Below are 14,545 nucleotides of genomic sequence, written 5' to 3' on the forward strand. Positions count from 1 at the left end.
CAACATCGGTAACGCAATGAGTATGAGAACCTATTCGGTCAAACAACTGGCAAAACTGGCGGGAGTCAGCGTGCGCACGCTGCATCATTACGACCGCCTGAGCCTGCTGAAACCGTCCGTTCGCACGGAAGCCCGGTACCGGCTTTACGGCGAGAAAGAGTTAATCCGACTGCAGCAGATTCTCTTTTACAAGGAACTGGATTTTCCTCTGATGGAAATCCGGCAGGTTCTCGACGATCCTGACTTCGATCTGGTAGTGGCGCTGAAAAGTCACAAAACCGCCCTGAAAGACCGCCGGGATCGGCTCACGACCTTGCTGAGCACAATTGACAAAACCATTTCAAAACTAAAAGGAGAACAGATCATGGTAACAGACGAAGAATTATACGCCGGTTTCCCGAAAGAAACCGCGGAATCGTACCGGCAGGAAGCCGTCGCCAAGTACGGGGAGAAAGTCGTGGCTGAATCGGAGAACAAACTCCAGAAATTAACCAAAGATGAACTGACGCAGGTCAAAGCTGAGGGCGAAGAAATCGCCGGTGCGCTGGCCGGATTGATGCACAAAGATCCGACCGACCCGGCTGTTCAGCAACAGGTTGCCCGGCACTACGCGTTTATCCGTAAGATGTGGGGGCCATCCGTCGGCAACGGCGATCCGTTGGCCGCATACCGCGGACTCGGGCAGTTGTACGTCGATGACCCGCGCTACACCAGCCAGAACGGCGTCCCTAATCCCGACTATGCCCGGTTTCTGTGCAAAGCGATGCAGCATTTTGTAGACGGGCAGAGGGTATAGGGCGTTGGGCAGTGGGCAGAGGGATTTGGGCCTTTGGCAAAGGGTTTGTATCACAGGCTGTTTGACTAAGGACAAGCATTTTTACTTTCACCCTTTGCCCCATGCCCACTGCTAAACGCCCAAACCTCTATCCCCTCTTATCAAAATACGCCCGCATGAACAGAAGCTGGTAGTTTAGGGCATTGTTCCAGTAAGTCCAGTTATGGGCGCCGGGGCGGGTGATGAAGTCATGGGCGATGTTGAGGTCCAGCATTTTCTGGTGCAGATTCGAGTTGACCCGAAAGAAAAAATCTTCGGTTCCGCAGTCGATGATCAGCGCCTGGGAGTTTGGCGTCAGCAAATGGAGCAGGTTAATGACAGTATTTTGCTCCCAGCGTTCAGGATTCTGGGCGTAGGTTCCCAGCCATTTCGCCATGTTCCAGTTGTTCGGGAAAGGCCGGATATCGACGCCCCCGCTCATGCTGCCCGCGGCCCCAAACACGTCCTGATGCCGAAATCCCAGGTAAAGCGCTCCATGACCGCCCATGCTCAAACCGGTGATGGCCCGGCCCGAGCGGTTTTTGATGGTTTTGTAATGACCATCCACCCAGGCCACCAGTTCGCCGGAAACGTAAGTTTCGTACCGGGATGACGGATCGACCGGGCTATCAAAATACCAGCTGGAAACGTTCCCATCGGGACAAACGATGATGGATTGGTAGGTATCGGCGGCTTTCTGAACCGACGGTGCTTTTTTCACCCAATCGGCGTAGTTACCGCCGTGACCGTGCAGCAGGTACACCACCGGGAACTCCGGTCCGTTCGCGTACGAATCCGGCGTAATCACCACCGCTTTGATGGTTTTCTTCATGGATGCGCTGTAGGTTTCCACGGTATCCACTTTGGACGCCCGAACGGTTTGATGAATAAAAAGGAAAAGAATTAGAACTTGAAAGATACGTTTTGTAGTCATTAGGGTACTTTGGATTTGTGGTTTGGGCGAGGGGCGTTAGGCAGCGGGGTAAGGGCATAGAGCTCCAAATCTGCCCCATGCCCTTACCCCGCTGCCCAACACGCAACACCTCCCCGCAAAATAAAAACTTTTCGTATCTTCATGGGCTTATTCCTCTTCAAAACAAACCATGAAATCCATTTTTCTTTGCCTGTTTTTGACCGGCACCTTACTGGCACAGCCTCCTGCCAAACGTTCCATTCAACCTTCTGACATTCTGAGATTGCAGAACATTGCCGATCCGCAGGTTTCGCCCGAAGGAACCTGGGTGGCTTTTACGCTTTCGTCGGTCGATAAAGAGAAGGATAAACGGAATACCGATGTCTGGATGGTGAGCTGGGACGGCAAACAGACGGTTCAGTTGACGAGCAGCCCCGACGGCGAATCGGCGCCCCGTTGGAGTCCGGACGGCCGCTACCTGTCGTTTGTGGCTACCCGCAACGGCGACAAAGACGGCCAGCTGTGGCTCCTCGACCGACGCGGTGGGGAAGGCAAAAAACTGACTGACCTGAAAAGTGACCTGGAAGCCTACGAATGGGCACCTGACGGCAAATCCATCGCGCTCGTGATTCGCGATAAAGATTATTCGGATTCCGCAAAAACCAAAATTCGAAAACCGTACGTCATCGATCGCTATCATTTCAAAGAAGACACCAAAGGCTACCTCGATCGCCGGGCGGCCCACCTGTATCTGTTCAACCTTGAAACGAAGAAACTCGATACGCTCACAACCGGTAGTTACGACGAAACCGCGCCGGTCTGGTCGCCCGACAGCAGGCAGATTGCGTTTGTGAGCAACCGCACTTCCGATCCCGACAAAAATGAAAATACGGATCTGTACGTCATCGAAGCCCGTGCTAAAGCCCCGATGAAGCAACTGACTACCTGGGGCGGTTACGATAACAACCCGGTCTGGAGCCCCGATGGCACTCAGATTGCCTATTTGCGGTCAACGGCTGCAACGAATTTTATCATGTACGACCAGCCGGTTTTGTCGGTGATTTCGGCCAATGGTGGCGAACCCAAACTGGTATCCGTCGCCCTGGATCGCCCGGTTCGGAATCCGCGCTGGTCGGCCGACGGAAAATCGATAGCGGTTTTAGTAGACGACGATCGCCGGACCTACGTCGGCGCCTACGATCTGGCATCGGGCAAACTAAACCGCCTGGCCGGGGGTGATCTCGCCTTTGCCGATCTGGAACAAAATTCAAAGGGTGGCTGGGCTACGCTGATGAGCAAACCGCAATTGCCGACGGAAATTTACGCCGTCGAAAATGGTGAAACCCGCCGACTAACGACCTTTCAGGATGCTTTTGTGGCTCCGTTAACGCTGGCGTCGGTTGAAGGATTTACGTCGCGGAGCAAAGACGGAACGCAGGTCGAAAACATGCTTTTCCGCCCCGCCAATGTTCCGGCCAGGCAGAAATCGCCGACGATCCTGTTCATTCACGGCGGGCCGGTTGGGCAGGATAATTTCGGTTTCGATCTTTCGCGGCAACTGCTGGCCGGGGGCGGTTACGTCGTTGCGGGCGTCAATTACCGGGGCAGCAGCGGCCGTGGACTGGCGTTTTGTAAATCCATCTACGGCGATTGGGGCAATAAGGAAGTGGCTGATATTCTGGGCGCTACCGATTATCTGGTGGCCAATGGCATTGCCGATCCAACGAAGCTGGGCATCGGCGGCTGGAGTTACGGCGGTATTCTAACCAATTACACCATCGCGACCGATCAGCGGTTTAAGGCGGCCGCAAGCGGAGCCGGAAGTTCGCTGCAACTGACCATGTACGGTTCCGATCAGTACGTTACGCAATATGAAAACGAGCTGGGTCTGCCCTGGAAGAATACCGATAAGTGGCTGAAAGTGTCCTATCCGTTCCTGAAAGCCGACCGCATCAAGACGCCGACGCTGTTCATGGGGGGCGAAAAAGATTTCAACGTGCCGATTGCCGGAAGTGAGCAAATGTATCAGGCGCTGAAGTCGCTGGGCGTTCCGGCACAGCTCATTATTTATCCCGGACAGTTTCACGGTCTTTCGGTGCCGAGTTACCAAACCGATCGGTTCGAGCGGTATTTGAAGTGGTTCGACCAGTATCTGAAAACCTCAGTAGCGGTTTTGGGGACGGGTAAATAAGTGGGCAAATCCCAGGCAGCGGTTCTGAAAAATGATATAAAACAGAGACAGCATTGTAATCATTTAACCCCATTCCCTAAAATAGCCTATTTTATATGGGCTATTTTCGTGTTATTACATTCGATTTGGTAAGTGGATCGTGTACCACTAAAACGTAATGAATGAAAAATAAACGCGTCTGGGGAATCTTCCTTCGCAAGCCGACGATGGCGGAATGGATGATTTTTGGAATGAGCGCCGTGCTGATTCTTGTTACGATCCTGCCAACGGTGTCCGCAAAAACCTACCGAATCTCGGGCGTTATCTGCTGTTTGGGATTTATTGCACTTTTTGTGCGGGAAACGCAGAGTGATTATCCCCGGTATTTTTATAAATGGCTCTGGGCGTTGTTCGGGATCGTTAAAGTCAACGTAAAGCTGGTGGACGAAATCTTTTTGCGCCAGACCTGGCAGTTGTTCGACCTGGTGCTCATCATCGTCCTGCTCCGTTCCATTCACAGTTACAATACGGAGAATGACCGAAAACCGCTGTTCTTTCGCCGACCTTACCGGCCCGTGACTCAGTAATCGTACCAGTCGCCCCACCAGCGCTGCAATTGCTTCCGGATGTCGTTTTCCCGCGCATTTTGACCCGGTTCATAGAGTTTTGTTCCTTTCAGGTCGTCGGGCAAAAAGTTTTGCTGGACAAAATTTCCTTCAAAATCGTGCGCGTACTGGTAATTTTTTCCGTATCCAATCTGCTTCATCAGTTTCGTCGGCGCATTCCGGAGATGTAGCGGCACCGGCTGGTCGGAGGTGCGTTCGGCCAGCGCCATCGCTTCGCCGATAGCCATGTAACTGGCGTTACTTTTGGGCGAAGTGGCTAAATAAACCGCTACCTGCGAAAGAACGATCCGGCATTCGGGATAGCCAATCGCCTTGACGGCCTGCATCGCGTTGGTCGCCATGATGATGGCCGTCGGATTGGCGTTGCCGATGTCTTCCGACGCCAGAATCAACATCCGCCGGGCAATGAATTCGGGATCTTCACCGGCCACGATCATCCGCGCCATCCAGTACAGGGCTCCGTTAGGGTCGCTGCCGCGCAGGGATTTGATGAAGGCCGAAATGATGTCGTAGTGCTGTTCGCCGGATTTGTCATACCGCGCAATCTGGTGTTGGGCAACGGCGGTCACCAGCTCATCGTCGATCGTCATTTCCTGGTTATCGGGTCGGGAAGTTACTACTAACTCCAATAAATTCAGGAGCTTACGACCATCGCCCCCCGAAAGCCGCATCAGCGCATCGTAGGAGTCAACGGTTATTTTTTTCTCTTTCAGATAACTGTCTTTCTGAAGCGCGTTATCGACCAGTTGCTTGAGTTCGTTCGCGCCCAGCGATTCCAGAATGTAAACCTGGCAGCGCGACAGCAGGGCCGAGTTGACCTCGAACGACGGATTTTCAGTCGTCGCACCGATCAGCGTAATGGTTCCTTTTTCAACCGCGCCGAGCAGCGCATCCTGCTGGTTCTTGTTAAACCGGTGAATTTCATCGATAAAAACAATCGGAGGAAACAAACCGGATGGGCGACTCAGCACATCCCGAACTTCCTTGACCCCGGAACTGATGGCGCTCAGGCTGAAAAACGGGCGTTTGGTCGCTTCCGCAATCAGCTGCGCCAGTGTGGTTTTCCCGACGCCCGGCGGCCCCCATAAAATCATCGATGGAATGCGGTTGGTTTCAACGGCCCGGCGCAAGGCACTTTTTGGACCAATCAGTTTTTGCTGGCCAATGACATCGTCGAGGGTGCGCGGACGCATGCGTTCGGGTAGGGGCGTGGTAATGGGGTTCATGCAGAATTTGCCGTTTGATGTTTACCGGTTCTGGTTACAAAGGTAGCCAAGCTTAGTGGGTAAACTTCAAACGGCAAACAATAGTTAACACGCCAGCGAACGGGTTAGGTTGCGTTACAAAACCACTTTTTCGGGCGAGATGTATTTCTTGAGGTTGGTCAGCGCGCCAAAGATCAGGTTATAAACCGATTGGATGTTGATCTGCATCAGCGACGAAATTTCCTCGTTGCTCAAATTCTGGTAATAGCGCAGATAAACAGCTTCGCGCTGACGGCGGGGGAGTTTTTCGATGGCTTTGGCCACGCAGGAATTAACGTGGTCGTCTTCTTCGTACGAAATCAGCGTCGATTCGTAGGAGGGGGCGCAGCCGGGGAGCCATTCGCGGTCGTTTTCGACATCGTCCTGGCTGCTGAATTTCATCTCGGCGTTCAGGTGGCGAACCAGCTTCCGCTTGATCGACGCCATGAGATAAAACCGCACCGAAGTGGTCTGGCCGATGGTTTGCCGGTGTTTCCACAATTCGACAAACAGGTCGTGAATACAATCTTTGATCAGCGCCCGGTCGGCGGTGAAATGGGCGCAGTAGTGATACAGCACCTGAACATATTCCTTGTAAAGCCGGGCGAAAGCCACTTCATCGCCACTCCGGAACTGATCCCAGAGTTGCTCTTCGTCTATACCGGACGGGGTGCGGTAGCGAGGCATAGTTAAGGTTTAGGATGGGTCGAAAGAATGTACTCAGTGTACAGAATGTAAACTTATTAACAAATCTTGGTAATAAAAACAGTCCAGGCATTTTTTTAAAAAATCTTGTATTAATTGGATTATTTTTATTCTGGTATGCTTGCATACGGTTTTATCAACCGTTAGATAACAATTGGCGTAAATCGGAAACTTTCTCCGTCAAAGAGACCTTTGTCGCTCAACTTCAACGACGGAATCACCAGTAACGCCATGAAGGAGAGGGTCATAAACGGCGACGTCAGTGTGCTGCCCAGTTTGTCTTTCACAAACCGGTCGATCGCGGTATACTGTTCAGCCACAGAATATCCGTTCGCGTCCGTCATGAGTCCGGCGATGGGGAGGGGGATAAATTGAGAATCACCCGAACCGGATTCCGTGTTGCCGGAAACCGCACTGAGACCGCCTTTGGCTTCAATGACCCGATTGACCGCCTGAGCAATACTTTCGTCGTCGCAGCCAACGGCAATGATATTGTGGGAATCGTGGCCAACCGACGACGCGATTGCGCCGGTTGTAAGCCCAAAATTTTTGATAAAAGCCAGCGCCGGAGCCGAATCCTGGTAGCGATTGACCACGGTTATTTTCAGAATGTCGCGGGCCGGGTCGGAAACAATCCGGTTTTCAATCAGCGTAGGAGGGAGTGTTAACCTGTTGGTAATCAATTGACCGTCGAGGCACTCGATGACCTGAAGTTGTCCGACGGATTCGGCAATGACTTCAAAATCGACCGGTTTTTTCGGTTGGCAATTGAACTGATTGACGTGTTCGCTGCGCAGATCCGGCAGTTTCGAAACGCCATTTTCGGCCACGATTTCTCCGTTGATGAAGGTTTTCAGGATCGTTAGGTCCGAAATCGAATCCACGACGATAAAGTCAGCCGGGTCGCCTTCGCGCAGCAAGCCCACCGGCAAACGGTAATGCAGCACCGGATTCAGACAGGCCGCCCGCAGCACATCGAACGCATCATGTCCTTTGGCCAGCCCCCGCTTGACCAATTGATTGATGTGGCCTTCCAGCAAACTGTCGGGGTGTTTATCGTCGGAACAGAACATGATTTTCTCCGGAAAACCGCTCAGCAGTGGAATCAGAGCCTCGAAATTTTTGGCCGCGCTGCCCTCCCTAATCAGAATGTTCATCCCGCGCTGCACTTTGTCCAGCCCTTCCTCGTACGTAAAACATTCGTGATCGGTGGTCATTCCGGCGTCGATGTATTGCTGGGCGTCGTTGCCCCGCAAACCGGGCGCGTGGCCGTCGATGGGCTTATTAAATGCCTTCGCCAGGGCAATTTTTGCCATCACGTCGGGGTCCTGCTGCAACACGCCCGGAAAATTCATCATTTCGGCCAGATAGCCTATTTCCTTTAATCCCAGTAATCTTCTTACATCCCGAACGCCGATGATGGCTCCGGCGGTTTCGAAGGTGGTGGCCGGAACGCAGGATGGCGCGCCAAAGCAGAACTTGAACGGAACGCGTTTGCCGTCGGCAATCATGTATTCGACTCCTTCGACGCCCAGCACGTTGCCAATTTCGTGCGGGTCTGAAACCGTGGAAACCGTGCCGTGCACCACCGCCATCCGGGCAAACTGGGCGGGCGTGAGCAGGGAGCTTTCAATGTGGACGTGCGCGTCGACAAAACCGGGCAGCAAATACGGTTTTCCGGGTTGTTCAGGTCCTAATTCATCAATTTGATGAATCCGTCCCTGTTCAATGGTCAACTGACTAAAACGGATGGTGCGGTCGAAGAGGTTTAGGAGATTGCCGGAAACTTGCATGAATAGGGAAGAATCTTGATTTTTTTATTTCAATATTAGTGATAATTCACAGACTTTTGTCTCTTGTATTAAACCGAGGGCTCCTGATCCATCAGCACCCACCGAAATTCCTACTCGAATAACTATGCAACATAAAGTTCTGAAAGTACACCCTGCCGATAATGTAATTGTGGCCCTGCAAAATTTCAAACCGGGCGAACAAATTGATTTTGAGGGTCAAACGTACACGCTGCCCATTGGCGTTGGCATTAAACATAAATTCGTAACCGAAGACCTGCAAACCGGTGACTCGGTTATTATGTACGGAGTTCTGGTTGGCAAGGCAACGCAACCGATCAAGCGGGGCGAACCCATTACAACGTTCAATTTGAAGCACGATGCCGATCATTACGGTATCGAAAAAAAACAACCGTATTCGTGGCAGCCGCCCGATGTGTCGGCCTGGAAAAACCGGACCTTCATGGGCTACCACCGGGCCGATGGGCAGGTGGGAACCGCCAATTACTGGCTCGTCGTGCCGCTGGTTTTCTGCGAAAACCGCAACATTCTGATCCTGAAAGATGCTTTTGAGCGGGAATTAGGCTACGCCCAATCGGAGATTTACCGCGAACAGGTCCACGAATTGCTGCAACTGTATAAAGTCGGCGACCTGGATCGGGTTCATAAAATGGAAGCGTTCCTGGATCCCTCGCAGGTGCGGACGCTCGACGAACCGGTAACGAAGCGGCCGTTTAAAAACATTGACGGCATCAAGTTTCTGACGCACGAAATGGGTTGTGGCGGCACGCGGCAGGATTCCGAAGCCTTGTGCGGTCTGTTTGCCGGTTTTATCAATAACCCCAACGTGGTTGGTGTCACGGTTTTGAGTTTGGGTTGTCAGCATACGCAAACGTCGATGCTGGAAGACGAGGTTCGGAAACGGAATCCGAAATTCAACAAACCGATGCTGATATTCGAACAGCAGGACGGCACCGAATACGCAATGCTGACCAACGCCATTCGCGAAACGTTTCTGGGGTTGATCGAAGCGAATAAAATTGAGCGGAAACCGGCGCCCCTGAGTGCGCTGACTGTCGGATTGAAATGTGGTGGTTCAGACGGTTTTTCGGGCCTTTCGGCCAACCCGGCCATCGGACATCTATCGGATATTCTGGTCACGCTCGGAGCCAAAACCGTGCTGGCGGAGTTTCCGGAACTGAACGGCGTGGAGCAGGAACTGATCAACCGCTCGACTTCGGACGAAAAAGCCCTGAAATTCATTCACCTCATGCAGGATTATTCGGCCAAAGCCGAAGCCGTGGGTTCCGGTTTTGACATGAATCCGTCGCCGGGAAATATTCGGGATGGGTTGATTACCGACGCCATTAAGTCGGCGGGAGCGGCCAAAAAAGGCGGCACTTCCCCCGTTACCGACGTTTTGAATTACACCGAACCGGCTACCACGCCCGGCCTGAACCTCCTCTGCACCCCGGGCAATGACGTGGAAGCGACGACTGGTATGGCGGGTTCGGGTACGAATATCATTCTGTTTACTACTGGTTTGGGTACGCCAACGGGAAATCCGATTTGTCCGGTTGCCAAGATTTCGACCAATACTGCCCTGCTCCGGCGAATGCCCGACGTCATCGATTTCGACTGCGGCCCGATCATCGAAGGAGAACAAACCATTGAAGCCAACGCCGAAGAAATGCTCGAATACGTCATCCGGCTGGCCAGTGGCGAAGTGAAAACCAAAGCCCAACAACTGGGTCAGGACGATTTTATTCCCTGGAAACGGGGCGTTTCACTTTAATTTTATTGAGTGATTTTGTGATTGAGTGATTGAGCGAGTTTTAAAAGATTCGCGTCACTCAATCACTCAATCGCTCATTCACACAATAATAAAGATGTTTAGCTTAAAAGATAAAGTTGCCATCATTACGGGTGGGGCCAGTGGGATTGGGCTGGCGATTTCGCAGACGTTTGCGCAGGCGGGTGCGTTGGTTCACATCCTTGAATTGAATACTGATCTGGCGAAAACCGTGGCGGAAGAAATCAACGCTACGGGTGGTCGCGCGTACGCGCACGCGGTCGATGTGTCGAATCAGGCACAGGTGATCGAGGTAATTGGGCAGGTTGCCGCGGGCGGACCCATCAACATCTTGGTCAACAACGCCGGTATTTCCCACATCGGAACGGTGGAAACCACCACCGAAGCCGACTTCGACCGCGTTTTTACGGTCAATGTGAAAGGCGCTTACAACTGTTTGTATGCCACCATTCCCCACTTGAAAGCCAATGGCGGGGGCGTCGTGCTGAACATGGCGTCGATTGCGGCCACGGTGGGCATTCCCGACCGGTTTGCCTATTCGATGACCAAAGGCGCGGTGGTGTCGATGACGTTGTCGGTGGCGAAGGATTACCTGAAACACAACATTCGCTGCAACTGCATTTCGCCCGCCCGGGTTCACACACCCTTTGTGGATGGTTTTATCGCGAAAACGTATCCCGGAAAAGAAGCCGAAATGTTTGCCAAACTGGCGGCCACGCAGCCAATTGGCCGGATGGCAAAACCGATCGAGATTGCCGCCCTGGCCCTCTATCTCTGTTCGGATGAAGCCGGTTTTAATACGGGTTGTGATTATCCGATCGATGGCGGTTTTGTCCGCTTGAATAACTAAAGAGACAGGAGAGGTTAGAATTGAGACAGGAGACCGGTTTGCGGGGAGCAATTGGTCTCTTTTCTCACGTCTAACTTCTTGCTTCTTCCAACGCAAACGGGCGTACCGGATATTCCGGTACGCCCGTTTGCGTTGGGAAAAGTTTCCATTTACTATATTTTTTATAAAAAAACAATATCTAAATCATATTTAATAAATATTTTATAGTATGTGCTTATATTTTAAAATATTTTATTAATCTTGTGTTAAATTTCTTGAACATCTATTACACTACATCTTTCTATGGCAAAAAATCTACTGAGGCTTATTATCTTATGTTTGATAATAAGTACTCCCACGTTCGCGCAGACGATCACGGGCAGGGTGACGGCGAGTACCGACGGGCAGGCATTGCCGGGCGTTTCGATCCTGGTAAAAGGAACGACAATGGGTACTACGTCAGACGCGAGTGGCAAGTACAGTGTTTCTGCCGGTAAATCCGGAACGTTGGTTTTCTCTTTTATCGGTTACAAATCGAAAGAAGTAGCCATTGAAAACCGCTCCGTGATCGATATTACGCTGGACGAAGATGCCGGAATTCTGGACGAAGTGGTCGTTACGGCTTTCGGTGTTTCGCAGGAAAAACGCGCATTGGGTTACGCTACGGCAGTTGTTAACAACGAAGCCCTGGTTAAAACCGCATCGCCCAACTTTGCCACGGCACTTTACGGAAAAGCGCCCGGTGTAACGATCAATGCCACGCCGGGTGGTGCGACCAGTGCGGTGAGCATCAGCATCCGCGGGTTAAGCTCCATTACCGGTAACACGCAGCCCCTGATCGTAATGGACGGTATTCCCATTCGCAACGGCGAGGTTCGGAACAACGATTATTGGGGTGACCAACGCATTCGCGGAAACGGTCTGCTGGATTTGAACCCGGCCGATATCGAAAACCTCTCGATTCTGAAAGGTGCTTCAGCGGCCGCACTGTACGGTTCGGAAGCCGTGAACGGGGTCGTTCTGGTGACTACCAAACGCGGAAAAGCCGGAAAAGGGCTGGGCGTTGATTTCAGCGCAAGCTACAGCGTTGATAAAATTGCTTACCTGCCTCGCTATCAGAACGTCAGAGGTCCGGGTTACATGCTGAACTATTCGAATGGTGGTCAGGATGCCAACGGTTTTATCTCCTACGATACCAACGGCGACGGCGTGGGTGACACCCGGGGTTTGCTGAATGCGACGGTCAACTTCGGACCTAAATTTGACGGACAGCCGGTAATGGCGTTCGATGGTGTGATCCGTCCGTATTCTCCTTCCAACAACAGCTACGCTGATCTATTCCAGAACGCGAGCAGCTCGAACATCAACCTGGCGGTTTCGCAGGCCACGGACAAATCCAACCTGCGGTTTTCCTACACCCGCCAGGACAACGGAATGATCAGCTACAACGCGAAGAACAGCAAGAACATCATGAACCTGAACTCCAGCTTTCACATTAACAAGAAGCTGACGACGGATTTGATGGTGAACTTTGTGAACCAGACGACGCATAACCGCCCGTATAAAGTCGATCGGATGATCAACAACTTTACGGGGATGATGAACCGGTTTGAAAACGCCGACTGGTATTTTAACAAGTACCAAACCAGCCAGGGCTACAAGTTCGTAACCGGGACCAACCAGAGTCTGACGCCGGGTGAAAATATCATCCGCAATGGTTTCAAATCGGATATCGGTGATTACGTGTGGAGTACGCGGGCCAACACCTACGATGAATACAGCAACCGCGTGATTGCCTCGTTGACGCAGAACTGGGAGATTATCGACGGGTTAAACCTCCGGGGCCGGATCGGGACCGATATAACGTCGGAGCGGATTGAAGACAAGCAACGGAGTTCGATTCCTCTTGCCTTCGGTTATTCAGGTTCTTTTGCGATGAACAATAACCTGTACAATAATGTCTACGGTGACGTGTTGTTGAGCTATTCCCGGAAATTGAATACCGACATTACACTTTCGGCAAAAGCGGGTTACACGGCCAACAAGCAGTTAAATACTTTCGTAAGCCGATCGACGAACGGTGGTTTGAGCACGGAGAACTTCTTCGACATTTCGGCATCCGTAAATACGGCAGGTGGTAGCAATACCCGCGATCGTTACGTCCGGGACGCTTACTTTGGAACGGTAAATTTTGATTACAAAGGCTCATTCTTTGTTGAAGGTACAATCCGGAGAGACCGTACCTCGACGCTTATTTCGGGCAACAACGCCTTTACGTACCCGTCCGTGAACGCGAGTTTCGTATTCAGCGACTTGCTGGATCTGCCGGTGGCGGTTTCATACGGAAAACTGCGGGCATCTTACGGAATCGTAGGGAATTATCCGATTATTTACAGCGCCAACAACGCTTACAACCAGGGTAACCTGAGTTTACAGCAAACCGGTGGTAGTTCCGTATTGTATACGAACATCAGCAACGCCTACGGGAACGATAAAATCCGTCCGGAGCAAAAACGGGAATATGAATTCGGTCTGGAAGCCCGGTTTTTCAAAAACCGCCTGGGCTTAGACCTGTCGTATTATAATGCGCAGATCGTCGATCAGATTCTGCCGTTGTCAATTGCTGCCAGCTCGGGTGCCAGAACGGTTCTGGCCAACATCGGTACGCTGAGAAACCAGGGTGTGGAACTGGCCCTGAATTACTCACCCATTAAAGGCGCCGGGCTGAATGACTTCAACTGGGATATTATTCTGAACCTGGCTAAAAACAGTAACAAGGTAGAAAAGCTGGCCAACGGTTCGACGGAGCTACTCCACGCGGATTACGACGGAAACGCGGCTCAGTTGCGGTCGGTTGTCGGGCAACCGATGGGTGATATTTACGCGCACGGTATCCTTAAAAATGCCAGTGGACAGCCTGTCGTTGGAACGAATGGTCTGTATCAACTGGATGGCGCTAACTGGATCAAAGTTGGAAATGCGATGCCGAAACTGACGGGCGGTTTGATCAACAGCGTGAGCTATAAAGGCTTTAACCTGGATGTCGTGACGGACTTCCGGTACGGTGGTTATATCATGCCGACCGGTATCAACTGGTTGACTTCCAGAGGGTTGACGGAAGAAAGCTTGACGGCAATGGACGCGGAACACGGCGGCTTGAGCTATTACATTGATGCCAACGGCAAAGGAGTTCAGACGTCGGCAGCCGCCGGACCAAACGGTCAGGTTGTTTACCACGACGGGATGCTGATGAGCGGGGTTCTTGCCAACGGGGAAGCCAATACCAATGTAGTTTCTCAGGCTACCTATTACAATGCAACCTACAACTGGGGTGGACCGCAGTACGGCAACGCCCGCTACGAGCTGTTCGTGAAGGAGAATTCCTACATCAAGATGCGGGAAATTTCACTGGGCTACCGGATTCCGGCCAACTTCACCCGGCGCATTGGCACTCAGAATCTGACGCTGTCGGTGTTTGGACGGAACCTGTTCTTCATTTACCGGACCATCAAGGATCTGGATGCGGAACAGACCAACTCCAGTACCCGGTGGACGGATAACATCAGCAACGCTGGTAACAACCCGTCATTCCGGACGATGGGCGTGATGCTGAGAGCCAGTTTCTAATTCTAACTTGATCT

Annotated in this window: 10 protein-coding genes; 6 read left to right on the plus strand and 4 right to left on the minus strand. The window is 52.0% G+C overall.

Annotated features, from left to right (window positions below; genetic code table 11):
* The first annotated feature begins 22 nt into the window (after window positions 1-22).
* Window positions 23-796 carry a MerR family transcriptional regulator gene (locus tag GJJ30_RS26965; protein WP_154178256.1) on the plus strand — a complete coding sequence of 258 codons (774 nt, stop codon included), beginning with the start codon at window positions 23-25 and terminating at the stop codon, window positions 794-796.
* A 127-nt stretch (window positions 797-923) separates the two neighbouring features.
* Here GJJ30_RS26965 and GJJ30_RS26970 read toward each other — a convergent pair whose 3' ends face one another.
* Window positions 924-1,748 (minus strand): alpha/beta hydrolase, encoded by an 825-nt coding sequence (locus GJJ30_RS26970; protein WP_154178257.1) that lies wholly within the window; start codon window positions 1,746-1,748, stop codon window positions 924-926.
* Window positions 1,749-1,917: 169 nt separating this feature from the next.
* Here GJJ30_RS26970 and GJJ30_RS26975 point away from each other — a divergent pair, with 169 nt between their 5' ends.
* Complete coding sequence (locus GJJ30_RS26975) at window positions 1,918-3,918, plus strand: S9 family peptidase (protein WP_154178258.1); 2,001 nt, start codon at window positions 1,918-1,920, stop codon at window positions 3,916-3,918.
* 161 nt (window positions 3,919-4,079) lie between these two features.
* The gene (locus GJJ30_RS26980; protein WP_154178259.1) at window positions 4,080-4,484 is read left to right on the plus strand and encodes a hypothetical protein; all 405 of its coding nucleotides are present in this window, start codon (window positions 4,080-4,082) and stop codon (window positions 4,482-4,484) included.
* On the opposite strand, the gene GJJ30_RS26985 is transcribed toward GJJ30_RS26980, so the two are convergent.
* From GJJ30_RS26985 to ade, 3 genes are all read right to left on the minus strand, one after another.
* Window positions 4,478-5,749: a replication-associated recombination protein A gene (locus GJJ30_RS26985; protein ID WP_154178260.1), complete on the minus strand. Its 1,272-nt coding sequence runs from the start codon at window positions 5,747-5,749 to the stop codon at window positions 4,478-4,480. The two genes, GJJ30_RS26980 and GJJ30_RS26985, sit on opposite strands and share 7 nt — an antisense overlap.
* 114 nt (window positions 5,750-5,863) lie before the next feature.
* Window positions 5,864-6,454 carry an RNA polymerase sigma factor gene (locus GJJ30_RS26990; protein ID WP_124873068.1) on the minus strand — a complete coding sequence of 197 codons (591 nt, stop codon included), beginning with the start codon at window positions 6,452-6,454 and terminating at the stop codon, window positions 5,864-5,866.
* Window positions 6,455-6,615: 161 nt separating this feature from the next.
* Window positions 6,616-8,265 carry an adenine deaminase gene (gene ade, locus GJJ30_RS26995; protein ID WP_154178261.1) on the minus strand — a complete coding sequence of 550 codons (1,650 nt, stop codon included), beginning with the start codon at window positions 8,263-8,265 and terminating at the stop codon, window positions 6,616-6,618.
* A gap of 124 nt (window positions 8,266-8,389) precedes the next feature.
* Between ade and GJJ30_RS27000 the strand changes: the two genes are divergently transcribed.
* The 3 genes from GJJ30_RS27000 (at window position 8,390) to GJJ30_RS27010 (ending at window position 14,531) form a co-directional block, all read left to right on the plus strand.
* Window positions 8,390-10,057, plus strand: a complete 1,668-nt coding sequence (locus GJJ30_RS27000; RefSeq protein ID WP_154178262.1) for a UxaA family hydrolase — start codon at window positions 8,390-8,392, stop codon at window positions 10,055-10,057.
* Window positions 10,058-10,151: 94 nt separating this feature from the next.
* A complete protein-coding gene (locus GJJ30_RS27005) occupies window positions 10,152-10,925 on the plus strand; it encodes an SDR family NAD(P)-dependent oxidoreductase (RefSeq protein ID WP_154178263.1) in 774 nt (257 codons plus the stop codon).
* 282 nt (window positions 10,926-11,207) lie between these two features.
* Window positions 11,208-14,531, plus strand: a complete 3,324-nt coding sequence (locus GJJ30_RS27010) for a SusC/RagA family TonB-linked outer membrane protein (RefSeq protein ID WP_154178264.1) — start codon at window positions 11,208-11,210, stop codon at window positions 14,529-14,531.
* Window positions 14,532-14,545: the final 14 nt, after the last annotated feature.

It is taken from the genome of Larkinella terrae, assembly GCF_009668025.1.
GTDB lineage: Bacteria > Bacteroidota > Bacteroidia > Cytophagales > Spirosomataceae > Larkinella > Larkinella terrae.